A 26,096-nucleotide genomic window follows, 5' to 3' on the forward strand; every position below is an offset into this window, starting at 1 on the left:
TCAATCTGACTATTTTTTAAACTCAAATAAAATGGATATTCCCGCAGATACAGGAATGTAGAAATGAAACGATTATTTGCCGTGGCACTTTTGCTGGCGGCTGGCTGTGCCGATAAAGACAGAGACTATGCATTCAAAATGGTTTACCCGGTGGATGCGGCGCGCTTATCCCTTGGGGGAGATATTCACGTGAATATTGACTGCGCTACGAGGGAAGTTAACGTAATTTCAGACAGCAGTAATGGCATCTTCAGCCGACATGCAAATAAGCGGCTCAGCAATATCTGTTATAAGAAAACGGATAAGCTTGATGTTGTATACCGATTCGAACCTGCAAAGGGTGTAAAGCAAGACATGATCGCTACTCAATACCCCCGCGTCCCGCCAGTATCAAATTCCGACAAACTGAGCGATGGGAATTCGTAACCCTCGTCCCTGTAGTGTCTGGCTCCAGTTGCGCTGATTTTTGGATATATACCTGCCCTGCAGCTGTGAGCCAGTCCATTTTAAAGCGATCCCTGAGTAACCCGTCGCCCCGCCATCATCACTTAGATTTCCCGGACAGTTGTTAACCAGAATCCACGGGTTAAAGCCGAGGTTTATCGTAAAGGTATTGTTCTGCAGATCATAACTCGCTGGCACATCAAAAAAACCAACTACCCTGGGCATTTTCGATGCTGATGCAGCGCTCCAAATAAGGTTTCCACCAGCGTCGAATACATCAAGGTAACCGCTCTGCATTCCAATATTTCGCGTCGTGCGTATCATCCTCCCTGCATTATCTTCAAGAAGATCGGCGCCGGGTAAACCATACTTATTTGCATCCAGTTGAAGCCAGCGCAAATTCCCGTCATTCCAGAAATGTTGCTGGGTAAATCCCAGCGTGCTTCCGTCACCAAACGGGCTGTCTACACGGTAAAACCCTTTTTCAGTCACAGCCCCCAGAGAGCGCTGATCATAAAAAAGGGTGGATCTGTTTTGCGAATCGACGAGCAACTTGCCGGCACTGTTGTAAACTTCAAATCCACTCATTGAAAGTTATAAACCTCAACATTAAAAGTGAATGCCGGGCTACCTGTGATAGGCAAATAGAATGCAGTAAAGCCGCCATTATAAGCACGACAGTAATATTCGTTTGCAGTAACGCCTGCCGTGACAATCGATATAAATGTACCGTCTTGAGTAATGCCGGGATAGGAAACATCCTTAATCGTTTCCCCCGCCGCAAATGTTACTGAAGTGCTTCCAATATACCGAATAGCGTAATCACTTAAATCGACGGCAATACGCCCCGCGCCGTCCCAGCACTGTAAACCCTGTGGCATTACCATAACCCCATTCTGACGCGCAGCACGTTGTTGCTGTCGTAGATTTGAATGAGCGTGCTGGATATCAGCATCCTTCCGCCGCCGCCCACACCGTTAATTTCAAACGTTCCCCCTTTATCGAGTCTCCAGCCGGCAGATCCCGCCACATAGTTATTGGACTGAATAAAGTTGCCGATTTTGGCGTTTTCAATAGTACCGTCCTGAATGAAGCTGGCCCGGATAAACGTCTGCCCGTTCTGGATAACAAACGGTAACGCCACACCGTTGCCAGCTGCCGTGGTGACAGCAAAACGGTCAGCCAGGAAGATAACCTGAGACTGCATACCGGATGGCGTATTCTCAACGCCGATCCCCATGCCTGCCGCGTAATACTGGCCGTTACTCGTTAACCCAACTTTGATGTTGTACATCGCGCTGAGTTCGCCGTTTACGTTCGCAATTGCTTGGGCATTCGTTGTAATCGCCGCCGTATGACCGTTAACGGTCGCCGTGATGGAGTTTATCTGCGTGGACGTGGCCTGCTGATAATTCGAAACCGTCTGGCTCAGGCTGTTGATCGATGCCGTATTGCCGTTGACATCTGTCTGCAGGCTCAGCAATGCGCGTGCTGTTGCCTCCTTCTCGTTTACTATCACTTCGTCGAGACGGTCTAACTGCGCGCTGTTACCTGCGACCGATGCCGACAGCGTTTTACGCGCGGCCACCTGCGCCAGCCCGTTCTGAATAATGGCTATTGCTGAGTTTTTTACGCCTCCTGTCATGCCGTCCATAGAGACAGACATTTCATCGATTTTCACCTCAGCCTTGGCCAGTCCGTCAGAGTTTTTCTGTATGGCAAGCGCCTGCTGTTCGAGTTCATTGTTTGCCTGCAGGATATCGTCAGCCATACCAGCAATTTTTTCGCTGGTATCTACAGCATTCTCTATCAGGTCCTTGAACGTCTCAGACCCTTTGATGTCCTCCAGGATCACATCGGTTATGTCGGAAACATCGATACTGGCCTGCCCGCGCACCCAATCCGTATACCCGGACTCGTTACCCGTTCTGTCGACCAGCTGCGCGCGGTACCAGAAAATCTGTCCTGCCTTCAATCCCATCTGCTGATATTTACGCTGCGGGTATGGCACATCTGCCAGCAACATCGCATCGTCCTCAGTACCCGTCAGGCTGTACTGAATTTCGGTCTTCAGCGTGTCGTCGGTATTCGCCGGGAATCCCCAGTTCAGCTCGATACCGAAAACCACGTTTTCAGAAGCGATGAAGCCAACCGGCTTCGGTGGATTGCCCACTTTACCCGTCAGCGTTTTCTCTTCTGAATACCCCCATCCAGATGAAATTTCAGCGGCGTTGATTGCGCGCACGCGCACCAGATAGCGCCCGGCATAAATCCCCGGGACGTCGAATGACGTGGTGGAGCTGCGCGGCACGTTAACCCAGTTCCCGTCGTTGCGGCGCCATTGCGCTTCATAGGCGATAGCGTTCTGCGCCTGGTCCCAGCTCACGCGCATCGTTTCGACGCTGATATTTTGCTGAACCACGGAAAACGAGCTGATCACGATGTTCGCAGGCGGCGACTGGTTGCCCGGCGGGATCACGCTCACCGGCCGCTGGTCAATGATGGCTCCGGTATCAATGCGATCGAATTTATCCGGATCGTGATTTGCACCGATGATTGTGAACGTGCCGTCACTATTATCAGTTACCGTAATAACGCGATACTGCTGTGCGTAGAGCTCATCAGACTCAATGACCCATACGGCCTCAGCCACAGGCGTTTCACTGTAAGCGGTCGTAACGGTCACTTTATTGCCCGTTATCGACTGAATGGTGCGTGACTGTGAAACACCCGATGGAAGATTGACAATCATCCTGTCGGCTGCCGAAGCATCCGGCGCCCTGTCCAGCGTCAGCACGCGACCATTCACCGCAGAGATACGGCCGCCCAGGTCGCGCCCCGAGAGATTTCGGTCCGCGACCGCAATTACATAGCCGGGCTGTGGAATGTTGCCGTCTTCCCCTACATTGAAAGTAACAACGCGATCTTTATTGTTGGTGAGGATCCCCCATCTCCCTTTCCGGTTCGCTTCTGACTGACGGGTACAACCGATCGCGGTTATCTCAAGCTGATTAAACCCATAACGCGCAACCAGCGCCTGCTCAAAAACAGGCTCCATCGCATCAGAATAAGCGTTATCAGGATCAGACCAGGACACCAGCGCATTGGTGTAACGGTTCTTTGTGGTGCTGCTTGAATAGGTAAAGCGCCCATCAATAACGTTCGCATGCGTGTATGTAAAATCAACATCTCTCGGCATGTCCGCCAGCGCCACAATCTGGTCGTCACCCCAGTAGGTCATCCCACGGAAGATGGCGGCAAAATCACGCAGGACCGTATAAGCGTCGTTGCGTTCCTGAATGTACACGTTGCAGGTATAGCGTGGTTCGGTACCACTTCCGCCTTTGCCGTCCGGTACCATTTGATCGCAATACTGTGCAACCTGGTAGAGCGTCCATTTATCTATGTTGGCCGTTGTAAGACGATCCCCAAGTCCGAAACGGTCGCTAACCACCAGGTCGTAGAAAATCCATGCAGGGTTATCGGTCCAGGCCCATTTAAATGTCCCGGCCCACATACCGCTATAAGTGCGGGTTTCGGGGTCGTAAGTATCTGGTACGCGGATAACGCGGCCGCGGGGCTCGCAGGAGATCTGCGGGATAGAGCCGTTAAACTGGCTGGAATCGAATTCGATATAAAGCAGCGCTGTGTTTGGATAGCGTAATTTGGCGTCAATTACCTCGGTGAAGCTCTGCAGCAGCATCGTGTCACCGATCTTCGCGCTGTTGGCATCAGACGTAATTTTACGGAGTCGGATTGTCCAGGTGCTGCCAGCCTGAGGTAAATCAATACGGTGGCTGCGCTCGTAACCTGACGTCGTTTTGCCGGTCACGCTGGTATTGAGTACCGTATGCCATGTGCCGCCGTCCGTCTGCAGGTCAATCGCATAATTAACCGAGTAACCGACCAGATCGCCGTCGTCCTCCTGCTTGAAAAGCGAAGGCCATTTCAGGCGCAGGCGAACAGCTGAAAGCTGCGTATTGGTAAACGTGCGGGTCCACGCTGTAGCGCTCGATACCTCAGTTCCCACGTTGATTTCGTTTTCGGTACCGGGTATGCCCTGAATATATTTTTGCGCCTGAGTTCCCGCGCGAAATTCCCACGTAACGCCGCTGAAATTTTGAGAGCCGTCAGCATTCTCCAGAGCCGTTCCGTCCAGGTAGATATTTTTCGCCGTCAGCTGCCCAGCAAATTCCCCCTCTCCTAGTGCAACGAGGATTTTTGCCTTTGCTACAGATTGCAGATCATCAGGCTGTTCGGTAGGGGTTCGGGAACTTGAGCTGCCGCTCTTGCGGCCTTTTATAGCGATTGCAGTTGCCATATTGCGCCCATAAAAAAAGCCACCCGAAGGTGGCCTGAAAGAAGGTATTTATTTATTGCTGATCTTCGACATAAATCCCGGCAGAAATAATCGCGCCGCCGATTCGCCGGCGGCCATAAAGAAGTGGTACCGGATTCCCCTGGGCTGTCGTGTTTGTTACTCCACCAAAGGCGTAGCTGGCTTGGTTATCCGCAGATTGCTTACTGGCGAGCCCGGTTGTCTGTGGAGAAAGCATCTGGACTACGCCGCCGATCGCCATTGATGCCCCAATCCCCGCCACAGCGCCCCATCCACCAGCGAAAGCGGTACCACCAATCCCAATCGCGGCCCCTCCCGTGAAGAACGCTGCAACAGCGACAAGGGCAACCCCGAGGATTGTCTGAAACACCCCGGCTCGCTTACTGCCGATGATCACCGGCGCGATGCGGATTTCCTCTGTGCTCCTGTCCATACTGAGCTCATCGTTTGAGAGGTTTCGTTTCCCGCTGAATACCGCATATGTTAAACCTCGTTGCTTACTGGTATTCAGGAAACGCTCAAAACCCGGCACGATAACGCTCAGAGCGCGGATGGCCTCTTTAGGTGAAGCTACTGATAAACGATATTCACGCCCGAATGTGGCACCTAGCACGCCGTAAAGCCGGACGGTTCTGAGCGGTTCTTTATCGAGTGAAATTGCCATATTTACTCCATAAAAAACCCGCCGATTGGCGGGTTCCGATTTGCTGGTCTGCAAAGCAACTAAACACATTATGACTTGTCGGAAAACAGGTCCGGTTGATTTTGCTCATTCGTCACATCAGTCAGATAAGCTTTTCTGCCTGATATAACTAGAGTTCCTGTTAGTTTCATATCCGATGACTGTTCATGTGCTTGGATAGCGTCGTTGTAAAGATTCTCATCCAGCGTTACTTCAACATGCTTTGCCTTTCCTGTTTGAGCATTTTTTTTCTCAAAAATTGTCACGTTACCTTCACCGAAATCAAGCTCTCTAGCTAACTTCGTCACCCTTCCTACCAAAGAATAAAACGGCACTGTATACTCATTGAGATAATAGCCTATAGCCTTCTCAATTATAGGGATATGCTCAGATTTTACGGTTACAGATAAATGACTTACGTTGAGTAAGTCTGCGTAAGGTGAAGGTTGTAAGGAAATTTCGATCGATCTTTTTTTATCGCGCCCACTCAAACCGACCAAGGCTGAGCACAGAGATGCCCCCACACCAGCGCTCACAACCTCTTCAAAATATTTAAATTTACCCGTCTTACTGAACAACTCCACTGCATGATCAAGTTTAGTAAGGCTATGCATAACTCGGTTTGAGACACTTCGCCCGAACGGCTCTTTGAGATGATCATTTTGTTCTTCGTTTTCGAGAAGAACAGGCGACTCTATCTTAAGAACATAACTACCTATTTCAGTTTGGGATAACCTGAGATTGTCGAAATAGTTACTAACAATTTTTGGAGCCTTTCCGCTATAGGCTTCCTTTTTGGGACTAATCAGAGATCTTGCAGCAGATGAAAGCAAATCTTTCGCCTTGAGAAATAGCTCAACCCCATCATTAAACGGTATGCTCCCATCACTGACATCATCATGTATGATTCTTATTCTGATAACGTCGTCACTTATCTCATTAATTTCTTGGGCAATTTGATCGACTGCTTTATCTTCTGTTTCGGCTAAAACTTCAACTAAATCCCTTACTCTTCTTGCATAGTCGGAAGCATTAGGGTTAATCGGCTGCAATATTTCATAGTCTTTATGTTTTTCTGACTCCCACAGCGTAGCTCTTCCTTCTAAGCCGGTTGTCGTATTCCAGCCCTTAGCAAGCAGATACTTACCAAATTCAGCAGTAGCAATAAATTGGATATTATTTAATCTCATGCTGACAGCCTCATCTTGCTTGCCTGATCCACAAACCCTCTTAAAACATCAACCGTAACGATCTGATTTTCCGGGATATGTACAGTTACACTGGTTTTATTCGCGCTTTCGGGCAGTCCCTTAAGGGAAACCCAGTAGCATTTATTCTTAAGTGTAATGCCATCACCATTATGATCGATCCAGTCTGATAAGTTTTTTGGCAGATGTAAGACCATAAGATATTGAGGATAACTGACATCTTCATCTCTTAGATGATCATAAGTACGAATATTGATATCGTATGCAAAACAATCCCCCACCTTTCTTAAGCTTTCGGTTGCCTTTAACTGGATATCAATACCAGGATTGCGAATATAAGGCTTAGGATATCCCGTACCTTTGAGAGTGATATCAATACAATCGTTATCAACTGTCCAGTCGCCGGAGACCAGTCCCGCACACGATGCGAGAGCTCTGATGTAACCGACCTGAAATTGCTCTTTTCTGTGAGATATGTCCATTCAATATTCATCTTCCCAACACGAATAGAGGCACCTTCTATCCGTAGAAAATTCATAAATTTTACAGACATACTAACAATATCAGTCAAATGTGGTATCTGGTTTTTTGAACAGGCCTAACAACTGTACAAATAAACAGTATAGTTTCCTGCATTAGTTAACAATCAGTTTTTACCTATCAATCAGAACGGATAACATCAGTTTTAGACAAGAGTGTCTTAAAGTAACGAGGTTGTGTAAGTGATGCGGATGTCGTTTACTTAAGAAAAACACTGAATTAAATGCCGTTGAACATCGAAGAAAAGAACCTTTTCAGAGCAACAATATATGTCTAACAACCTTCGTGGACCTTTCCATCCAGTACCCTCCATAAGGTATGCGCTGGCTCAGATGCCCATAAAGGTGATGCAGTAGCATGTTGCCCTCCAGCAGAATCCCAGCATGATTCCACTTATCAGCCTGAACCTGCATGATCACCATATCGCCTGGTTTAGGTGGCCCGTCGAATTCACGAAATCCGCATTCATACCAGCAATCCTGATAGAAGTTGTCCGGATAGTCGTTCTCCCACCAGGGATAATCCACCCGGTAATCCTTAAGCTCGATCCCGTGCTCCTGCCGGAAATAACTCATCACTAGGCCCCAACAGTCATAGTGTCCGAGCACAAACGGGCGCCCGAGCAGCGGCAATTCTCCGCGGGGAGTAATGGTACGAAAGTCTCCTTCCGGCCAACTGACAATGTGCCAGGGCAGCAACGTTGCATCGCATTGAGCCTTGTCCAGTTCGCTTGGTTGGGTCGTCGCGTCCGGGTGGCTATGTACAATTCCCGTTATCGTCCCCCAGTCTTCAGCAGCAGCGTAATCCTCTGGTGCAAGGTGAAACTGTTCCGTTGGTTCGGCAGCCAGATTACGGCATGGGAAATAGCGTTCCACCCGGCTTTTCTGCGCTATCACGCCACAGCATTCGCGGGGATATTCTTTCGCAGCATGCGCCAGGATGTCCTGAATTGTTTTCTGACGCATGTTAACTCCTGATCAAAGATGTTCCAGGAAAACCACCGAAAGGAAGTTCATTGTGTTCACCAAACCGAAGCTTGCAGGCGGTGAGCGTGCCGTTACATTCATCCAATGAGGGATCGCTTACCGGATTGTTGTTTTTGTCGAAGTAAAGCGTGCCCGTATAATCGCACCCATCGCCGGTGCGGTACTTATTCCGGATACACCAGGTACACAGAGAATGAAGTTGACGTGTAGGGATCATCTTTCCCTGTAACGACATCGGGCTATCGAGTACGAATTCGATACTCTCTCCTGGAATTTCGCTGGCTTTACTATCAATGTAAAAAACTCGTTTTCTGACCTGTTGCGGATCAGCTGTTGCGTTACCTGCAGGGAAGTTCTTCGCATCGAGATAGTGCGAATAGGTGTCATGGATAGTGACTTTCGCCTGCAGCATATCGTCATAGGCAAGGCACAGCGCTGTAATCTTGCTTTCGATATCTGCAACCGTCAGCGTTGGCTGGGCGCTGTTGCCTTCTGTGGATGCTTCAAGCCCTTCAATTTGATACGGCCAGGCGGCATATTCTTCCCCCTGCCACCAGATGCTTTTCGCCTTCAGCTTTGATTCATCACCACCAGCGGCGGCGATTTCTTCTTCCGTGTGCGGGAGGTTGTACGCGTGAAATCGCAGTACATCATCCACGCCGAACGTCGAGCCATCAACTTCGATAAGCCGGACTTTGTTGCCGGGCTCAAGGCTTTGATAGTCTTCTGTGATCATGGAGCGTACGCCTGTTTGAATGTTGCGGAAATGGTCAGAACGTTGCTGGATAAGGGCTGTGACTTGATTGATTCGGCCTCAATCCGGTAGAGCCCAGTTTCGCCAACTGGCGATGTCCAGATGAATGATTTGGTGACGTGAGAACGAAAGAACTTCAGAGCCTGAAGCATGTCCCCCTTTTTCCCCGTGAGTGTGACAGGCCATGACTGTTTTTCAGGGTTAATGCCTTCCCCGGCGATCTGCTCATAGCCGTCGCCAAAGGTTGCAGAGCGAGTTTTAAGGCTGAACGACCCTTCCATTCCCGCCTGTATCTGTGTTCGCCAGGTGAATGTTTCGATTGCCATGCTTTCTCCGGGCATAAAAAAACCCGCCAATTGGCGGGCTCGTTAGTCATATTTTTCTATGGCTTGAGGTTGTCCAGGATAGCCTGAACTGAGTTCTTATCCTTGTTACTGGTGGAAGCCACCTGATTTACCTGCCCCCCTGGCATTTGGCTTTCTATCCACATATCGCTCCAGACTTTTGGTGTCTCGTTCACCGATGCGATAGTAAACCGCAGTTTAGCCATAGCTGGCGTGGAATAAGCGTTGCCAACCATCATCTGCGCAAGAACGCTATCAGTCGGTTTACCACATACAACATTCGTATCGGTGGCCTCGAAAACATTAAGTCCTTTACTGTTACAGAATACAACTAATGCATCCTTTACCTGGGCTTTGGTTTTCCCTGGGTATTCAGCTTCAGGCTTACCTGATGCGGTTTGCTTCTTTAATGGTTCCTGACCAGCACAACCAGACAACAACATAACCCCAAGAGCTAACGCAATTACGTTTTTCATTAAGCATTCCCTTCGATTGCAATCGGAAATATCTTAACATTATGATTTACATGATCAAATCAAAGAATGAAGAGTATTTAACGTGTTTTAGAAGCATTCCAGATAAGTCCTCCAGGTCTCAATTGCTTCGCTATACCTTCACGAACTGATTGATCAATAGTTTGCTTATAGGCTCGGGACATCGCATCGCTACCAGCGTTGGTTTGCTGTTGCGGGTTCTGGTTCTGCACAACGACTGACGTTTGCACCGTCACATTCCCTGAACCAGCAGCCTGTAATCCGTACATCGGTGCGTTTCCGACGTAGCCGCCGTTTGCATAGCCCTGAGCCCCCCGCATAAGCGCATAAAGATTACCGACACCCAGCGCACTGGTCGCTTCCTTCGTAAACACAAACTCACCACCGTGAACTACGCCTTTCGGTTGGTACTTACCACCATCACCGGTGTAGCCACCGCTATCGAATCCCGGCACCAGACCGCCACCAGAGAAACCAAAGAAGGCACCGATACCCGTTCCACCAAAGGCTGACTTCAATCCATTAACCAGAGCCAGTTGCGTCAGCATCTGGGCGATGCCCTTCAGGAAGGTAGTCAGAAAATCTGAGAAGTTAGATTTACCTGTGGTGAAGAAATCAGTAAGGGTGCTGGCCATCCCGGTGAACGCATTGCTGGTAATCGTCTGCACCTGCGAGTAAACATTGGTCGCGCTGTCCTCAAATTCAGCCCAGCCCTTTTTCGCGCCGGTCAGCCAGTCGCCACGCAACCTGTCCTCGGCATCATAGTAATCATTCGCCGCTTTAAGCTGCTTCTGATAGCCCTCGTCGTCAAGCGAACCTCCAGCATTCTTCCAGCCAGCGGCAAGCTGACTTTTCGCGAGTTCACGTTGTGCCTGACGGTCACTCATCCCGGCACCGTTCACTAATGCAGCCTGCTTCTCTGCCATCTGAGTGACGTATTTCTGAGAGGTATCCATTCGCTTGTTCAGCTCTTCCTGTGCGGTAATCTGATCACCTAACAGGGCTTTCTGCCGTGCCAACTGCAGCACCCGGTCTTTACTCGCCAGCAGGGATTTCTCCTGCTTTGTCAGTGAACGTGAACGCGAGGCCTCCTCCAGCACCTGAAATTTCGCTTCAGTCGTCCACAGATCTTTGCGCTGCTGGCTGATAGTGTCGTTCAGCCCTTTATGCTGCTGCAGCGCGCGTAACTGAGCCTGAAGCGCCAGTAATTCGGCCTGGGCAGCATCCGTGCTGCGATCGCCAGCCGATAAAGTGCCCTGCTTTCCGGTTTTGGTCTTTTTGTCAAAAGCAGCGACTCCTTCCCGATCCTTCTGGGTGGTTGCGGTACTTATCTTTCTGGTCGTATCGAGGTATTTACCTGCACTGATATCAGCCGCATCCCAGTCTTTTTTCAGCTGAGAGACGCTGTCACCATATGCGCCGGCCATTTGTTCGTTGTAGTCCTGCCATCCCTGCAAAGTATCTGTTTTCGCCCAGTCGGGAACGAGGTTAATCGCGGCAGCGATAGAGGAAGAAATAATCTGGTTCAGCTTCTGGAAAACGATCGCAACGCTGTAATAAATTGCGTTGAATTCCTTCAGTGTGTTTGATGCCAGCTCAGCTACCCACTGACCGATACTCTGCATGGCCTCAGACGCCCAACCCTTGATATCCAGCCACAGGCGACCAAACGGCGTCAGCGAGTCGTAAGCCTCCTCCCCACGTTTTGCCATCGTATCGCCAAACAGGTCCATAGCCTGCGTAACGGCCGCGGTCTGGTCCTTTTGCTTTATCAGATCGTCAACATGCTTAAGTTGTGAAACGGTCAGGAAATTATATTGTTCGTTGAGACTCTGCAGCGCTTTAACAGGGTCTTTTTCGATGTCCTTATAGGCTTTGGCGATGTCCTGCGCCGAGACTATACCGGTCTGAACCACCAACGCCGTGGAGCCCGCTGCTTTTTCAAGTTGCTGCTGTGTCAGCGATCCCATGCCAACCAGCTCAGTCATCAGACCCTGAACGGTTCCTACAGTAGCGCCAGTAGAGGCAGCAATAGACTGGGAGGAAGCCATGATCTGGAGCGCTGACGTGCCAGCAATGTTGCCAGTCCTGATAATGGCCTTGTTGATTTCGTCGTAGGCGGTGAAGTAGTCCGATCCCGCTTTGGCCGCTATAAGTACAGCACCGGCCAGGCCACCAATTGCGACTCGGGCAGGGGTCACCATCGACAACATCGCTTTCAGCGCATTGCCTACACCGCCAAACGAGTCACGGAGCTGACCGCCCTGCTGAATGGCAACCATATAAACCGGCATACCGGAAGCAAGTGAGGTCACAATGTCGGTAATTTGCATCGGGAGATAACGCATAGCATTGCGGTATTGCCCCGCGCTGATAGCCCCAGACTTCCACGCTTCCTCCTGCTCTTTCAGCTTTGCGATCATTGGTGCAGCACGATCGGATACGCCGAGTTGGGCAGCTTTTAGCTCTAACAGCTCTGCGCGCGTTTTTCCGATTGCTGTGACCTGCTCCTCCAGCGAATCGATGAAGGTTTTGCCCGCCACAGCTGCACGCTGCGCTGCCTGAGCCTGTTCAATGCGAGCCCGCCCCTCTGCGGTTTCAGACTCCATTACCTGTGCCAGTTTTGCCCGCGTCGTCTCAAGCACGCTGTTGTAACGAGTAAAATCCTCGTCTCCCACCAGCCCTTTACCGCGAAATTTCGCCAGGCTCTCCTGGATAGTGTCCAGTTCATCCAGCGCCTTGTTTACCGGGCTGATTTTATTCAGCAGGTTCTGCAGTTCCTGACGCTGCTGCTTCAGGCTTTCGCTGTTTTTCTTCTGGTTATCGATACCGGTCCGGAACGTGCTGTTCAGGTCATCCGCTTTACCTGCCGCGGCGGATGCGGTCTCCTGAAAGCGATCCAGTGCCTGGTTACCGCGCTCCAGCTCAGTGGTATTTACGCGCAGGGAAATCGTGGCGATATCGTTACTCATTCCGCCCTCTCTTTATGCATAACTTTTAGTGCGGCGCTCTCCATGATTCGGATGTCCGAAAGTGCGGTTGCCTCGTCCTCGACGTTGTGCAGGCGCATTACCCAGGGCAAAACGTTGTAATCAAGCCCTGATGCGCCTCCCATGCCCGTGCGCCACTGCGTACTGACAGCCTGAAACACCAGGAATGAAGGCCATACATCTGGCCAGACGTCGATGTATTGATCATCGTAGTCATCCGGCGAAAGCCCATAGGGCGCCAGGTCTGCCGCTGTGGGTTCAGGCGTATAGAATGCAGAGGCAACCGCTATCAGTTTTTTTCGCGCTGCCCCATCAGTTCGCGATAGTAGGTTTCAGGGATAGCCTTCATTGCAGCCGGATAGTTTTCCAGCAGCACCGAAAGATTTTCCGCGTTGAATGTATCGGGGAGCGCCCAGCCAGAAATAATTTCCATCAGAAAATCAGTGGCGGTTTTGCCTTCCAGTTTTTCCAGATCAGCCAGCTCTTTGAGTGGCTTATGATTAAACGTGAAGGTCAGCACGCCATCCTCATCGCCGGCGCGCGGGATCGAGACGTTGGCCTTAAAAGTTGGTTTGGGCTGGAGGGTGAATTTGGTAGCCATATTTTTCCCGTAGAGTTGTGGCCCCAAGTGGGGCCGGGATTAATTTGCAGCAGTAACGGTGACATCACAGGTCGCGGTTTTCGCGCCATCGGCGGTCGTACCTGTGACAGTGGCATTGCCTTCCGCAACACCACTGACCTTGCCAGAGGCATCAACCGTTGCGATCGACTCATCTGAAGATGTCCAGATCACCGTTTTATTGGTGGCGTTAGATGGTTCGACAGTAGCGATCAGCGTGGCGGTTGCCCCTTGTTTAATGCTCAGGGTTGGCCGATCCAGGCTGACGCCGGTAACCGCTACTGTCTCAGCTTTTCCCGAGTCGACCTTGTAGAAGGTCATTGCAGGCGATTGCAGGTTCAGCACGACGCTTACCGTTTCGACTTCGTTCACCGCCGTGGCCGGCGTGTCATCAAAAGATGCCGTGGCCGCCCAGTAACGGTTCTCCTTCGCCTTCGGCACGTACATGTACGCCGCCACAGTCTCTTCGTCTTCGTCCAGCTGGCGCAGCAGCGGATAAACCGGGAGAGTTGAGTCGTGAGCAATCGAGTAAGTCTGAGAGACAGCGGATTTATAGGTATTCAGGTTGCGCTGGCGATCATCGCTGAGGAACTGAATCTGCGTGGTGTTCTGATCACCACCAGATTTCGATACCTCAGTGATTTGTGGCAGCTCGGTCCATTCTTCAATTTTGCGAATAGAGCCGGAACCGCCGCCCGCCGCGTATTTGTTTGTGTTTGTGGTATTGATGTTGCGAAGAGTGACAGCATTCTCCGCAATCGCGTCGATTTTCGCGATAACGTTATCAATACCCGACCAGTTGCAGTTCACGTGAACGATATCGCCTACCACGATATCGTCTGCGGCGCTAACGGTGATCACCGCGTGCTCAGCATTCGTCGCGCCGGTGAACGTAATGGCCGGGCCGTAGCCCGATGCCAGATAGACATGAGCGCCGTTAGGCAATGCAAAGCCCATAATGGTTACTCCTTTAGAAACGGGAAAACCGGCTCAAGGCCGGTCAGTTGTGGGACATCACAGAGGGAATCAGTTGGTAATGTCTGCCCGATAATTCAGGCTGACAGGAACGGTGTATGACACAGGTGTAGGGACGCCGCGGAATATGCCAGGCTCGCTGCTAATCCAGCAGGTAAAGTCTTTGCCTGCAATTTCCAGCCCCTCGGGGAACAATTCCGCTACTCTGCCCGCCAGGGCAACGGCGGAGGTCCGGCCGGAGCCGGCTGGCGCCACGACATTAATCTGGTACACGCCAGAAAAAGTCCGGCAGCGCAAGCCGAGATCGATTGTTCGCGGCGTAACAGGCATATCGTGAACGGCCAGGTACATCTCGTTAGCAGGAGGTGTGAACGGCACGTTCTCCCATGCAACCGAAATGGCCTCGGCATCGGACCAGGCACCCAATCTGGCGGCCAGTGCAGATGCAATATCAGGAATCACTTAGTCACCTCCCTGACAGCTTCCTCAAAGAAGCGTTGAAACTCAGCTGCAGTTATGCGGACCATACCGCCAGGAGCCTGTGTGGAATGCCCCATTTCAAGCGGGTAGGCATAGGGCACGTTGTTGCAGAAATAAATGGCCTTCATCCCGACTTTGAAGAGCGACAGCGTGTAGTTCCCGGCCGCTTTTGTCAGATCACCTGTCTTATCAACCCGGCCTGTCTCGTCAGTCGTTGGCGCATCAAAGGACACCTGCCAGTTACCGCGAAAGCGTCCGCCTGTATACCCCGGCGGTGCTTTGATATCCATCCCATCCACCACCCGGGCTTTTTTCTTCAGTCGCCCGGTTTTGGTCAGGTTATCGGGATTGGCCCGCTGCGCCTCGTTGTGGTCGTAAACAGCGCGATTATAGGAAACGGCTGTCTGGTTAACTTCCCACAACTCCGGGTTGCCCACTGGGGACATCACCACCAGCTGGTTAAGAATTTTGATTCCGACGGCGCGCACCACTGCTTCCTGATTCGTTTTCGCCTTATTAACGAAAGCCGTGATTTCAGCCAGGAAAGCCGCGTTCTCGCCCATACTAAGCCCTCAGTTGCGCTTTGTAGCAGAGCACCAGCACGGCAGGTTTTGCCGGGTTCGCTTTGACAACACGGTAGGCTGTGCCGTCAATATCAACCACATCACCGATTTTAATTTCCTGCTCTGCCGTAAAAACGATCTGCACGTCGCCGTTAACGATGACCGTTCCATCTATTTCGCCTGGCGCGTATTCGGTCTTCACGCCCACAGCAGTAAAACGGACCGCTTCAGTTTTATGCTCAACGCCGCCGATAACCGTTACCGAGCCTTTACGGGTGACGTTGTACGTCGCGCCGTTCTGCCTGAGCATGCGGGTCGTTCTGGCCTGCATACGTAGGTAATCAATCGCCATATCAGGCCCTCTCTGCAAATGCATTAATGGCGTAACCACGACCACCAGCGAGGTCGCCCAGCAGCGCCATCACGGCAGGATAGGCCGGTGTGAAGATTTCACCATCGGCAACCGCATAGGTCATGGTTACGGCGCCTTCGACACGTTCGGTTTTAACCGCGGCCTCACGAACGCTTGAAAGCAGATCGCCCTCAATCGCCTCGATAGCCAGCATACATTGTGCGGAGGTAACCTGCCGCGGCACCTGGTCGTGTGGGAAATCATGACCATCCAGAACGACATTCACACGTGGCCATGCCAGAGCCTGTCTCGGGTCAGTTTTTGAGCCAACCCAGTCCAGCACCTCTAGGTAATCCATCGCCTTAATCAACAAAGGAGTGAGGTTGTCAGGCAGTTCAATGCCGCGTATTGCCGCAAACGAGGCAAGATCCTCTTCACTGGCGTAGCTGTTGGCATCAGGAGAGGTGATATCGGTATTGATCATCGAATCATCCTGTTTATGGGGCTTTCGCCCCATTTGTTATTCTCCGCCAGGCGCAGTGAAGGTGATCTCATCAGTGGTTTTCGCCACTCCTTCAACCGTGCCGGTTACCATGAAGGTGCCAGCAACGTCTGATGTGAGTTTCACCGTCGCCCCACCTGCAGAACCGGTCTGAGAACTGGCCGTGCTCAGCGTGCCGCCTGTTGATGTCCATGCGACGGTTTTACCGGAAACACCTGTGCCGTTTAGCGTGTACTTCAGGGAAATGGTGACCGCATCGGTGCTGTCAGCGGTTGCGGAGGTTTTATCCACTGACAGCGTTACTCCCCCGCTGCGGATCCCAGTTTAATTAGTACACCAGCCGTCGATTTGTTGCTGGTGAAGTGCTTCTTCCAGTTACCTGCAGTGCCGATTTTGGTCAGGTCCGGGTTGTCGCCTTTGGAGGTATCCCAGCTGTAACCCAGCAAATCGACATTAACAACGCCTTCAGCACGGTAGCCGATCGCCAAGTTTTCCTGATCGTTGATGTCGTAGGAACGGAACCCCGGCGCCTGCGACTCGGTGACGGTAACCGCTCCGGCTACCAGCCCAAGGATCGCATCAGCGTCCATGGTGTCGGTCACAAGCACAGGTTTACCCAACGTACCCGGCTGCCCGCCGTAAACCACCACGCCAGCTTCTTCGTAGATTTTGTTGGCGATCGCCTCATCCACGATGTCGAAGTAAGTAGCGGAGTGCATAACGAAGAGCACGACACGGTTGAACTTGTCGCCGTACTTACGCAGGCCACGTGTCAGGGTCTTCTTACCGTCTGTTTCGATATCGGCGGTGACCACCATGTCGGCGTTAGCACCAATCGCCGCAGTCAGCGCTTTCAGGCCATATTTCACGTAGCCTTCCAGCGTCGCGTCAGCCACATCAGTGCCGATCACTTCGGAGAACTCGTCAACCGAGCGGCCGCGGCGTTTGAACGCTTCTTCCGTGGTTTCGTACGGGCCATATTTCCACGGTGCTTTGACGGATACCGCTTCACCGGCGCCAATCTTCTTACCCGTCACTTTTTCGGTGGAGTTAACGTCACGCGATTCGATTGAGCCGCCAACCTTGTAGAAGGCACGCTTGCGGAAGTCGCCTTCAATCAGCTCGTTATCCAGGAGGATCGCTCCGTTGGAGGACGCGTTGAAAATTGCCAGGTTGTCCTGGCGGCGCTCGAGGAAAGCGGTCTGCGCCAGATCGTCATAAATGATCAGGTCACTATTAACAGTGGTAGGCATGGGTTAATCCCTTATTTCGGAAGTTTGAGGAAGGCCTGCTGGCCATGCTTGCGGATGTAGTCCGCTTTGTCGCTGGCGCTCATTTGCGAAGCGCATCAATAACCTCGTCCGGACTGTCGGCCGGGTCAATGAGATCGAGCTTCTGCAGCGCGCGAATCATATCGCTATCGCGCAGCGCACCGGACTGCCAGGCATTGACGATTGCCATCACCATGCCCGACTCAGCAACCTTCGCGATGAATTCCTGATTGATGGTGTAACTCGTCGTTTCGCCCTTGATGCCGAGGTATTTCGCACACCAGCCAAGCGCCAGCGTATAGGCCTCAGAAACGTTTGAAACGCAGATACCGAGCACAGACGTTGAGGATGTTTGCTCACCGCTCGCCTGGGTAGCAGTCTTCGCCGTGGCGTTCTGCTCAATCAATCGGGCGCCAAGCTGCACCATGTAATCGCGTTTGCTGTCCATGGCCTCTTTAGCCAGCATGTTCGGCTGCGCCTGGGCATAACCAAACGAGCCCTCCTTAGGAAGCAAAAGCGGTGATCGGGAACCAATTTTCACGCCCTTCTTCTCGAGGTGATCGCGCCAGTTGGTATCAAGCCCGGTTATATACGGCTGTACCTGGCCACAGAACCACACGCTGTCTTCATAGTCAGCACTATTGCGGTAATGTCCGTGGTTTATTTCCACCAGCGCGGCCAGCGGCGAATCATCGATAGTAGGATCATTGTTTTGGGCACCAACAAAGGTGAACGGGATTTCGTCCCAGTAGTCCTTTCCTTTCGGCTTTGGGTGGTACTCACTGTCAACAGTGTAGGTTCCGCTCGCGGTGCCACCAGCCCGGCGCCATACCCGGCAGATGAACCGGCCTTCTTCCAGCGCCAGTTCGCGGTACTGGATTTCATCCTTATAAGCGTAACCATCCGGCTCTTCTACGCATTCACGCAGTACCACCAGCACCAGCTGATCGCGCCCGTTAATTCGCTTTGTTCGCCAGTTGATGATGTTCTCTGCCGGATAGCGGAGGATGATCGCCTCATCGGAGGCTTCTGCGTAATCGACATAAAGCCCCTCTCGCGCAACTTCCAGCACGTTCTCGGCAACCAGTTGCGACTGCTGATAAATACTGGTGCCGGCACCGTCAGCATTGTCCAACAGGTAATTGAGCTTTTCAGGGCCGTTAAACGTGGGGTCCTTGCGATACGCCATCCCAAGCATGCCGATTTTCGTATTACCGGCAATGGCATAGAACACCGCGCGGCTCAGATAGTCCTCATTGCGCTTGCGATTGCGAGTGGATTTATCAGTTGGGTCGAGATAAGGCAGGTACTTATTACCCGCTGCCTTTACGGCCTCAGCTCCTTTGCAAAAGTCCCTGTATTTCCGCCAGGCAGCAGAAGCCGCCCGGTGTTCTGGTCGAACCCAGGTGATGTCGTCGTTTGCCATATCAGAAAGTGGTGTCCATGGTGATTGAGTATGCCGGTTTCACGATCGGGTAATCCTTCACGATGAAGTACCCACCAGCATCATTGGGGTGATCGTTATCTGCTGATTTGTCCGGTTCGCCATTTGCCGCCCAGATTTGCTGCTCAAGGCTCTCGGTATAAACCGGGCAGTTCTGGACGTTCACCAGATAGCGGCGCTCACCGTTGGCGTTACAGAACATAGCATTCATCGAGTTGATGCGGTCTTTAACCGGCGGGTTGGCATCATCTACAATGACGCTGAATCCGGCATCGTTGAGCTGAGCAATGTCGGTCTTGCTGGCGTTCTGGGATTTGCGTGAGTCCCCTGATGCATCCGGATAGATGTAAATCTCCCGGTTTTTAACGTAGCGACCATCCTCGTAGCGCCAGAACTCTTCCTGAATGCGCTTAATCATCGCCGGCGTGTCATAGACCTTGACCAGCTCACGAACCGCACGCGGCAGGCCATTACGCTTAACGTGAACAATCGCGGCCATTTTTCCCACGTTGAAGTCCATACCAATGAACAGCGGATCCCCATCCTGAATCTCGTCAGAACAGTTATTTAGCTTACGGTTGAAGGTGTGGTAAATGGTCCCGCTGTTAAGGTTGGTGAACTTCCCGCGCAGATAGGCCTGAATCAGTTCGTCAGGGTAAGAACTCAGCAGCGATGGGATGTAATCAGGCGGTAGATTCTTCGCATTGTCGAACGTGCTGGCCTGGATTAGTCCGTATAGAGCCGCAAGCTCTGGCTTTTCACGTACCGCCTTCACGAACTGCTGGTAGACGAACTTGAACCCTTCTGGCGTTGTCGTTACATCGATGCCATTACGTAGCCCATCAACCTTGTAACGCATACGAGCGATGATTTTTCGCCAGGCCTGCTGCGCTTTAGCAGCCGCCATGACGTCCAGCTCATCAACCATCGCATTACCGATTTTGAAACCGACTATCGAGCCGGGTTTCTCCATCGAGCGGCAGATAGTAGTCCCACGGTATCGTCGCCCCTCGTAGAAGTGAACCTCTTTATTCCCCTCGTTGATTTTGACGCTGAGCCCCCAGTCGAAGGCTACCTCTTCAATCGTCGGGTAGAAGATGTCACGAATCTGCGGGTACGTCGGCGCGAAATAACCCTGGTTGATTTTTGGATGCTCCCACATCCCTTTGCAGATGCCCCCACAACCCACCCACGTCTTACCGGAACCGAACCCGGCAACATAGGCTTTGAATTTGTGCTGCATCGCGAGGAAGCGCGCCTGAGGAATGTTAAGTGTCGGGCTGATCCCCATCGTCTGCCCTCGCATCCACTACGTTGATATTGATCTGCACTGGGGTTGGTTCGTCGTCGTCACCATCTCCGGCCAGCTCCTTGCGGAGTTTCTCAACCTCCAGCTGCCGACGTTCGATTTCAATCTGCTGCAGGCGCTGCGCAAACTCGCTATCAGCCAGGCCAAGGCGCTTCATAACAGCTTCGAACATTCGCTCGCGGCTGATTGCTGTGATTTCGACGCCATTTTTGCCGACCTTTACACCGGAGTAAGCGAGCCGAGAAGCTGCCGGGAGTTTGCGCGTATCGGGGAAATAAGGCTGGCCGATGCCGTCACCATTACAGCGCGGGCATTCTGGATTGGCCTCTCGGGTGTGGTCGTAACCGTAACCGCCGGAATCTTCGGGTTCACGTCTGTCTCGCTCAAGCGCCTCGAGTCTTTTCTCTTCGAACTCAACGGCATCGCGCCACTGGTACTGATGGCCGAATCCCCAGCAGTAACGGCACGCGCCGCGGCGGTATTGTGAGAGTTGGTTTGCATCGAAGGTGGCGAGCTGCCACATCTGCGCGAGGACTTCATCGGCACTGCCAAGCGTGCGTGCAATGGACGCTTTTTGCTGCTGCGCAATAGCCTGCGCAACGTTAGGATTCGCTATGAGCTGACGACCGTAATTTGGGTCACTATAACCAGCACGCGCAGCGGCGGCCGTGGCGTTATTGTCCTTCAGATATTCAGCAATAAAGCGCTTTACCTTCGCGCTTAGCTTTATGTCCACCAGCTCTTCTGCGCTTTTATTTTTCTGCGCAGTGCGCACTATCTTTCGCGGGTAAATTTTTGTATTTTGCGCAGCAGTTTTCTTGATATAGCGGCGAGCAGTTACATAATTAAGGTTATGTGCCTCGCACCATTCCTTAGGGGATATGCCAGTAGCAGCGTGATCAGACAGGAACCGCTTCTGCAGCTCGCCCCAGTCCGGCTTAGCCATTGTTACCTCTAAACTGAATGAACTTTAGACGTCACTCACAGCTTCAGTATTTGAAGCAATGAAGTATTTTTCTCAAAGAAATCTTGAAATGAGGATTTAAGCTTATGATATATGTATAACTACGATGACGTACAGAAAATCAAGGCCAATCTCGAGTGGATAGTGCATCAAGCCTCTGCCCGGTCTCATTTGCGCACTGAGCATGACCAATTAGTGATTTCCGATCTAATGGAACTCATCCAGACATATGAAACGCTTCTGGACCTTGTAAGCCAATTTGGTGCTTCCGTCTTAAATTCGGAAATCATAGCGGGTCTATCAATCACAGAGGAATTCATTGCTAAAGTTAAGAGGAATGAGGGTGCGATGTGAGCGACAAACACACTGTGAGACGATTGATTCGTGTATTGAAGCTTCAAACTGGTAGATTACAGTTTGAAGCTTGGGTTATTTAATTGCCGTACAGCCGATTGAAAAGGGCATTTTTTATCGCATCAGAATCAATCGGATCCAGGTTTAACCAAGTCAATGTCTCACGATTCTTTTCTGCATTGAAATCTGAAAACACACCATGGATATCACCGCTATCAGGTGAGTAGAGAATAGCAATATTCTGTTCTGGACAACTGTGTGGTTTACATCCTGACAGCGCAATATACTTTTTGCCCGCAACTGTTACTTCGGTTGATGGCGTGCTCGTACCACCACTTTTTACCCATGCAGGTAGTTTGTTTTTACTAATCAGCTGGGAGTAGCTTTTAGACGTGCTTTTTGCACTGGCGAAGTCAGAAAGAGACTGCCCCTCGTCGGCAAGAGCACTGAAAGATACAAAAGCCATAGCAGCGATAATCACTTTACCTTTCATGTTAATCCTCATTCCATAAAGACACCTCAACTCTATACCTTTACAGTCGCTATGTCAGCCCTATGGATAATCAGAGCATTTGATGTTACTGCCCGGCCCAAATGATCAGGTAAGGATTATCCTAATCGCTACCGCTTATGCTTGTTGATTACTGGCTATTTGCCAGGCTGTTTAGGACTCTGATGAGGAGTTTGCCAACTCCAGGGAATCATCAATAAAAAGAGCAAGTGAAACTGAGACTCTGGTAGCCCTCCATGTGAGGGCATTTTTTTTACATTGCTGCGCTTCTCTTGTTAAATATTGAGTCTTTTCTACAATTTAATAGTGCTTTGCTATGTCAGGTAAAGCCGTCGTTCAGGAATACCCGTGTGCTCAAGGACGAGCCATCCCTAGTAATTTCTTTCCAGCTCGATCTGCCTTATGCCAGCGAAATTATTGTTGCCCTTCTCAATTACGGCCAGTAGCGGCTTTATCCACAAGACCGCCTGACAGTACGTCATTGAGCTGGCGGCAGCGGCACGATCATCGGCTGTGTCAGGTCTGTTGGTATCGGTGTGCAAGGCGCTGGCACGTAAACGGTGCGCGTATTCGAGCAACCCGCCAGCGATATCAGCAGGAACAGGCAGATCACAGGTTTTTTCACGGCGGAGAATCTCCCGGTATTCGATTACGGTTTCTTCGGTGCTGGTGTCAATCAGAGAGTTAAGCCTATTGGCATGTTCTGCAACCTGATTGAATCGATTGAAGTTGAATGCCTGGGTAGCGATCACCTGCCCCTGCAAAGAGTTGTCACTTCGCAGAACTTCGTTTTCGCTCTGAAAATTACTGGCCTCCGAGCAGCTCTTAACGAGTGCGACTGACAGACCTGCAATAACCACAACCGCGATTGGTAAAAAATTAAATTTCATTGGTCTATCCCCCAGCACGCCAGCGCACTTTCCTGGTCTCGCCGTTCTACCTGACCGTAACAGCCGTTCTTTTGACCTTTAGTCATGCGGCAATCGCGACCACCGTCTTTAATCCACCAGCGGATTGCCTCGCATGCCCCGCGGCGGTCACCGGCATTAATGCGCTTATAGAACGTGGACGGGAAGCACTTACCTGGCCCGATGTTGTACGGGCAAAAAGATGCGATCCCGGCTTTTTGCGGTTCGGTAAGCGGTACCGTAATATTGCGATCAACCCACGCCAGAGCCTTATTGCGTTCGATGGCGTTCACTTGATTGCATTTGGCCTGAGTCAATTTCATGCCCTGCACAACCGGTTTACCATCAACCATCGTTGCGCCGCGGCAAATAGTCCAGATACCGCCGCCATCTTTGTAGGCCGTGAGGCTGTTACCCTCTTTCTCATTCAGAAACTGGTCGAGGATTAAGGATGCAGGAGCACCAGCCAGTATCAGCCCTAGAACTGCTGTACTCAACTTTGCTCTGGCTCCCATCACTCACCTTCCTTTTGTAATGCCTCAACGACCACGCTTGCAGCAGCAGGACGCTCGTGAAGGGGTTTATCACCAACACCTTTCAGGTAGTCATTGACCATTTTTGTTCGCTTCTCATCCTCTCTGCGCCTACGGTTTGCATCTACCCGCCCGTTAATGTACGAGGCTAGCGAGATAAGCAGACCAGCAGCGCCAAAGAACATGAACACCAGATCCTGAGTGGTAAATCCAATGGCTGACGCCAGAGCTGCTACCCACGCGAAGAACTGCGTGAAGATGTTCCCTGAATCATTCATTTTCATGGTCTCTCACCTCGCTAAGTGCGGGTGCTGTTGCTAGAAAAAAAAGGCTGCCAAACGGCAGCCTGATGATGATTTATACTCTTCGGCGCTTCTCTCTCCTTAAGAAAGCAATAGATTAAACAATCCTTAAGGAGAGTCATTTAAACAAAAAAATAATTAACCTTTAACATAGTTTAAAGCTGTTATTATTTACATTAGATCATGCCTTTAGCTTTTGTGGATAAAAGAAAGACAATCGGGCTGAAGATGGAATTATTATTGCGGAGAGGAGTGATGTCGTTCTCCGCGCTTTTTTGTCTCATACGAGCTTGTAATATTTCGAGGATCGTTTTGCTAAAACACGTACTGAGGTTTAGCACCCCTTCTTAGCCCTGAGGTCCCTTACAAAACACAAGGGAAAAATAAAAAAAAGCCTGCTCGGACAAGCAGGCATAAATAGCTAAGTTGGCAATAACTGAGGGAGTGGTGCCGGGTGCCTCCCGGTGGAAATGATCACAGCATTCATTTCCGCGCGCTGGTTGGACACTCTGGAGAAATGTCCTGCTGAACCGCCCCTCCGCTTAGGGGGATCCACCACAAAAACGCTTTCAGAAACATCCATTCCGCAGGATGCTTAAGAAGCATATGTGCAGTATTAAGAATCTGCCACATAATCAGATGAATATATTCATCTAAATGGTACAGGCAGAGGGCCTTCAATCACCTCAGCTTCTCCGTTGTCGCAGATGTCGTCACCCTGTGTAAGATGCCAAATGCCATTAAATGTTAGTCCCGTCTCAAGGTCTTCGGTAACGCCATTGCTGTAGTAAGCAACCTGAATCCTGCCGTTGTGCTGAATCCAGTAGAAACCTTCTTCCATATTCCCTCCTGCGTTGTTAGGGAAATTATAAGTCACCGCAGGGTTGGATGGTTTTAGATATTCTAAAGTTGCTATTAAGCAAAAAGCCCCACGGGCTAAACCGCAGGGCTTTAAACGAAGGCAATAACCCATCGTTAGAGCAAAATTACCACAGTTTCGGGAAAAGTAAATAGCTCACGATAAAATAACACCCTATTTTATTATTTGCTTAAGCTGCGTATCAGCCCAGGCCTCTTCGATGTCAAACTTGGTGATGAGCTGATCGTAGAAGGGTTTTACAGACTTCTTCCAAGTATCGAGGCTGATTGCACCCGTTATCTGACACACTGTGGCGTATGCCTCGGTCGATGGGATTCGTTCATACCCACGACCACTGCAGCGTTTGCAATCAGCCAGAACCGGAAAGCCCTGCTGTGCTGTAAGAGCCTGCTTAATGGCTTTCCCGCGTCCATGGCAATTTTTACAGGCACAACTTACAACCTTCTTGCCCTTACACTGAGGGCAGAGAATGCGCGCTACCTCCCTGACCTCTCTTCGCACCTCGTACTCAGAAGGATGTATATTTTCGACGCCCATATTCAGGGACATCTTCACGTATTTCTTCTCTTTTGCAGGAGTGTGAGACTTCATGCTGTAGACCTCAGCATCAATAAACCCTTCCCCATTGCAGCCATCGCATTGCTTCACGCTGGCGGCGCTGCGGGAATAATCCTCGAAAGCGCAGGTGGCCAGCTGATGCATCACCAGTGGCTTAACTTCGGCATCCAGTTTGCGCAGCGCAGCCACCCGATCGCACTTGGTCAGCGCATACTGGGCCAGCAATTCGATCGCCCTCTCCCGGTCATTCTTGCTGATACCCATCTTCCCGAGAAAAGCGCTGTAACCCATGGCGGCCCGTTCCTGCGTCATGCCCATCGCAGCCATGATATCCGTTCCGGTTAATGAGTCTGACGCCGTAGCGCGCGGAGAGTCGCTAATCATTGTCGATTTGGCAAAGTGATATTTGAGAGTGTTTTCAAGGTTCATGCGGTCTCCAGCTCGGTAATAGTGAGTTCTAATTTCCCGCCCTTAACGACAGGCATTTTAACAACGCGATAATCCACAACCTGGCAGTCATCCAGCCAGAACCCCGCCTTGGTTAAAGCGTCGAATGCAGCTTTTTGCAGGTTATCCAGATCACGGCGCCGGCGGTCGGGCATGTGACATTCAATTCGGATTTTGAGTGGTGCGGCCGTGCGGATATTAAGCCGGGCGCTTCGAATGACACTTGCGACCGCGTAACGGTACGCAACGCCATCAGCGCTAATGTGTGTACGCCCGCGGTTGTGCCGGTAATACCGGTTATTGCTCGGCGGCCAGGGCAAAGTGAGTTGATATGTCTTCACGT

Annotated in this window: 31 protein-coding genes; 1 reads left to right on the forward strand and 30 read right to left on the reverse strand. The window is 51.1% G+C overall.

The genetic code is table 11. From position 1 onward, the window contains the following. The first annotated feature begins 63 nt into the window (after nucleotides 1-63). Complete coding sequence (locus V1603_RS15665) at nucleotides 64-426, forward strand: hypothetical protein (protein WP_395312928.1); 363 nt, start codon at nucleotides 64-66, stop codon at nucleotides 424-426. On the opposite strand, the gene V1603_RS15670 is transcribed toward V1603_RS15665, so the two are convergent. From V1603_RS15670 to rusA, 30 genes are all read right to left on the reverse strand, one after another. Continuing rightward, the gene (locus V1603_RS15670; RefSeq protein WP_395312929.1) at nucleotides 391-1,032 is read right to left on the reverse strand and encodes a hypothetical protein; all 642 of its coding nucleotides are present in this window, start codon (nucleotides 1,030-1,032) and stop codon (nucleotides 391-393) included. The two genes, V1603_RS15665 and V1603_RS15670, sit on opposite strands and share 36 nt — an antisense overlap. Then, nucleotides 1,029-1,331: a hypothetical protein gene (locus V1603_RS15675; RefSeq protein WP_395312930.1), complete on the reverse strand. Its 303-nt coding sequence runs from the start codon at nucleotides 1,329-1,331 to the stop codon at nucleotides 1,029-1,031. The genes V1603_RS15670 and V1603_RS15675 overlap by 4 nt, the downstream gene beginning before the upstream one ends. Further along, complete coding sequence (locus V1603_RS15680; RefSeq protein ID WP_395312931.1) at nucleotides 1,325-4,765, reverse strand: host specificity protein J; 3,441 nt, start codon at nucleotides 4,763-4,765, stop codon at nucleotides 1,325-1,327. Before V1603_RS15680 ends, V1603_RS15675 begins: the two co-directional genes overlap by 7 nt. 52 nt (nucleotides 4,766-4,817) lie before the next feature. Next, nucleotides 4,818-5,447 (reverse strand): tail assembly protein, encoded by a 630-nt coding sequence (locus tag V1603_RS15685; protein ID WP_248198842.1) that lies wholly within the window; start codon nucleotides 5,445-5,447, stop codon nucleotides 4,818-4,820. Nucleotides 5,448-5,515: 68 nt separating this feature from the next. After that, on the reverse strand, nucleotides 5,516-6,655 hold the full coding sequence (locus V1603_RS15690) for a hypothetical protein (RefSeq protein WP_248198839.1): 1,140 nt from the start codon (nucleotides 6,653-6,655) through the stop codon (nucleotides 5,516-5,518). Continuing rightward, a complete protein-coding gene (locus tag V1603_RS15695) occupies nucleotides 6,652-7,155 on the reverse strand; it encodes a DUF4365 domain-containing protein (RefSeq protein WP_248198836.1) in 504 nt (167 codons plus the stop codon). Before V1603_RS15695 ends, V1603_RS15690 begins: the two co-directional genes overlap by 4 nt. A gap of 312 nt (nucleotides 7,156-7,467) precedes the next feature. Continuing rightward, nucleotides 7,468-8,178 (reverse strand): C40 family peptidase, encoded by a 711-nt coding sequence (locus tag V1603_RS15700; RefSeq protein ID WP_248198834.1) that lies wholly within the window; start codon nucleotides 8,176-8,178, stop codon nucleotides 7,468-7,470. A 1-nt stretch (nucleotide 8,179) separates the two neighbouring features. Continuing rightward, nucleotides 8,180-8,935: a phage minor tail protein L gene (locus V1603_RS15705; RefSeq protein WP_248198832.1), complete on the reverse strand. Its 756-nt coding sequence runs from the start codon at nucleotides 8,933-8,935 to the stop codon at nucleotides 8,180-8,182. After that, entirely contained in the window at nucleotides 8,932-9,279 is a 348-nt protein-coding gene (locus tag V1603_RS15710; RefSeq protein WP_248198830.1) for a phage tail protein, read from the reverse strand. Before V1603_RS15710 ends, V1603_RS15705 begins: the two co-directional genes overlap by 4 nt. 56 nt (nucleotides 9,280-9,335) lie before the next feature. After that, nucleotides 9,336-9,773, reverse strand: coding sequence for a hypothetical protein (locus tag V1603_RS15715; RefSeq protein WP_203466050.1), 438 nt, complete (start codon nucleotides 9,771-9,773; stop codon nucleotides 9,336-9,338). 77 nt (nucleotides 9,774-9,850) lie between these two features. Then, the gene (locus V1603_RS15720) at nucleotides 9,851-12,763 is read right to left on the reverse strand and encodes a phage tail tape measure protein (protein ID WP_248198829.1); all 2,913 of its coding nucleotides are present in this window, start codon (nucleotides 12,761-12,763) and stop codon (nucleotides 9,851-9,853) included. Next, a complete protein-coding gene (locus V1603_RS15725) occupies nucleotides 12,760-13,074 on the reverse strand; it encodes a DUF1799 domain-containing protein (protein ID WP_248199021.1) in 315 nt (104 codons plus the stop codon). Before V1603_RS15725 ends, V1603_RS15720 begins: the two co-directional genes overlap by 4 nt. Further along, the gene (locus tag V1603_RS15730) at nucleotides 13,071-13,382 is read right to left on the reverse strand and encodes a phage tail assembly chaperone (RefSeq protein ID WP_038419624.1); all 312 of its coding nucleotides are present in this window, start codon (nucleotides 13,380-13,382) and stop codon (nucleotides 13,071-13,073) included. The genes V1603_RS15725 and V1603_RS15730 overlap by 4 nt, the downstream gene beginning before the upstream one ends. 39 nt (nucleotides 13,383-13,421) lie before the next feature. Next, a complete protein-coding gene (locus V1603_RS15735; RefSeq protein ID WP_248198827.1) occupies nucleotides 13,422-14,357 on the reverse strand; it encodes a phage tail tube protein in 936 nt (311 codons plus the stop codon). Nucleotides 14,358-14,426: 69 nt separating this feature from the next. Next, complete coding sequence (locus V1603_RS15740) at nucleotides 14,427-14,837, reverse strand: DUF4128 domain-containing protein (protein ID WP_248198825.1); 411 nt, start codon at nucleotides 14,835-14,837, stop codon at nucleotides 14,427-14,429. Continuing rightward, complete coding sequence (locus V1603_RS15745) at nucleotides 14,834-15,418, reverse strand: hypothetical protein (protein WP_042713350.1); 585 nt, start codon at nucleotides 15,416-15,418, stop codon at nucleotides 14,834-14,836. Before V1603_RS15745 ends, V1603_RS15740 begins: the two co-directional genes overlap by 4 nt. A 1-nt stretch (nucleotide 15,419) precedes the next feature. Then, the gene (locus tag V1603_RS15750; RefSeq protein WP_248198823.1) at nucleotides 15,420-15,770 is read right to left on the reverse strand and encodes a hypothetical protein; all 351 of its coding nucleotides are present in this window, start codon (nucleotides 15,768-15,770) and stop codon (nucleotides 15,420-15,422) included. A gap of 1 nt (nucleotide 15,771) precedes the next feature. Next, on the reverse strand, nucleotides 15,772-16,254 hold the full coding sequence (locus tag V1603_RS15755; protein ID WP_395312932.1) for a DnaT-like ssDNA-binding protein: 483 nt from the start codon (nucleotides 16,252-16,254) through the stop codon (nucleotides 15,772-15,774). Between the two features lie 36 nt (nucleotides 16,255-16,290). Further along, on the reverse strand, nucleotides 16,291-16,563 hold the full coding sequence (locus tag V1603_RS15760) for an Ig-like domain-containing protein (protein ID WP_136343382.1): 273 nt from the start codon (nucleotides 16,561-16,563) through the stop codon (nucleotides 16,291-16,293). Nucleotides 16,564-16,571: 8 nt separating this feature from the next. Further along, nucleotides 16,572-17,525 carry a major capsid protein gene (locus tag V1603_RS15765; RefSeq protein ID WP_038419633.1) on the reverse strand — a complete coding sequence of 318 codons (954 nt, stop codon included), beginning with the start codon at nucleotides 17,523-17,525 and terminating at the stop codon, nucleotides 16,572-16,574. A 79-nt stretch (nucleotides 17,526-17,604) separates the two neighbouring features. Next, a complete protein-coding gene (locus tag V1603_RS15770; RefSeq protein WP_395312933.1) occupies nucleotides 17,605-18,969 on the reverse strand; it encodes a DUF4055 domain-containing protein in 1,365 nt (454 codons plus the stop codon). A gap of 1 nt (nucleotide 18,970) precedes the next feature. After that, entirely contained in the window at nucleotides 18,971-20,278 is a 1,308-nt protein-coding gene (locus V1603_RS15775; RefSeq protein ID WP_085841759.1) for a terminase large subunit domain-containing protein, read from the reverse strand. Beyond that, nucleotides 20,256-21,242, reverse strand: a complete 987-nt coding sequence (locus V1603_RS15780; protein WP_248198817.1) for a terminase small subunit — start codon at nucleotides 21,240-21,242, stop codon at nucleotides 20,256-20,258. The genes V1603_RS15775 and V1603_RS15780 overlap by 23 nt, the downstream gene beginning before the upstream one ends. 451 nt (nucleotides 21,243-21,693) lie before the next feature. Continuing rightward, the gene (locus V1603_RS15785) at nucleotides 21,694-22,107 is read right to left on the reverse strand and encodes an Ivy family c-type lysozyme inhibitor (RefSeq protein WP_248198816.1); all 414 of its coding nucleotides are present in this window, start codon (nucleotides 22,105-22,107) and stop codon (nucleotides 21,694-21,696) included. 389 nt (nucleotides 22,108-22,496) lie between these two features. Continuing rightward, entirely contained in the window at nucleotides 22,497-23,015 is a 519-nt protein-coding gene (locus V1603_RS15790; RefSeq protein ID WP_248198814.1) for a hypothetical protein, read from the reverse strand. Beyond that, nucleotides 23,012-23,548 (reverse strand): lysozyme, encoded by a 537-nt coding sequence (locus tag V1603_RS15795; RefSeq protein ID WP_100170183.1) that lies wholly within the window; start codon nucleotides 23,546-23,548, stop codon nucleotides 23,012-23,014. The genes V1603_RS15790 and V1603_RS15795 overlap by 4 nt, the downstream gene beginning before the upstream one ends. Next, nucleotides 23,548-23,850 (reverse strand): hypothetical protein, encoded by a 303-nt coding sequence (locus V1603_RS15800; RefSeq protein WP_014832171.1) that lies wholly within the window; start codon nucleotides 23,848-23,850, stop codon nucleotides 23,548-23,550. The genes V1603_RS15795 and V1603_RS15800 overlap by 1 nt, the downstream gene beginning before the upstream one ends. Before the next feature lie 667 nt (nucleotides 23,851-24,517). Further along, a complete protein-coding gene (locus tag V1603_RS15805; protein WP_048223536.1) occupies nucleotides 24,518-24,709 on the reverse strand; it encodes a hypothetical protein in 192 nt (63 codons plus the stop codon). Nucleotides 24,710-24,901: 192 nt separating this feature from the next. After that, complete coding sequence (locus V1603_RS15810; protein WP_395312934.1) at nucleotides 24,902-25,735, reverse strand: antitermination protein; 834 nt, start codon at nucleotides 25,733-25,735, stop codon at nucleotides 24,902-24,904. Further along, nucleotides 25,732-26,094, reverse strand: coding sequence for a crossover junction endodeoxyribonuclease RusA (rusA, locus tag V1603_RS15815; RefSeq protein ID WP_248198130.1), 363 nt, complete (start codon nucleotides 26,092-26,094; stop codon nucleotides 25,732-25,734). The genes V1603_RS15810 and rusA overlap by 4 nt, the downstream gene beginning before the upstream one ends. Between the last annotated feature and the right edge of the window lie 2 nt (nucleotides 26,095-26,096).

Source organism: Enterobacter sp. ECC-219 (assembly GCF_043966805.1).
Lineage (GTDB): Bacteria > Pseudomonadota > Gammaproteobacteria > Enterobacterales > Enterobacteriaceae > Enterobacter > Enterobacter cloacae_N.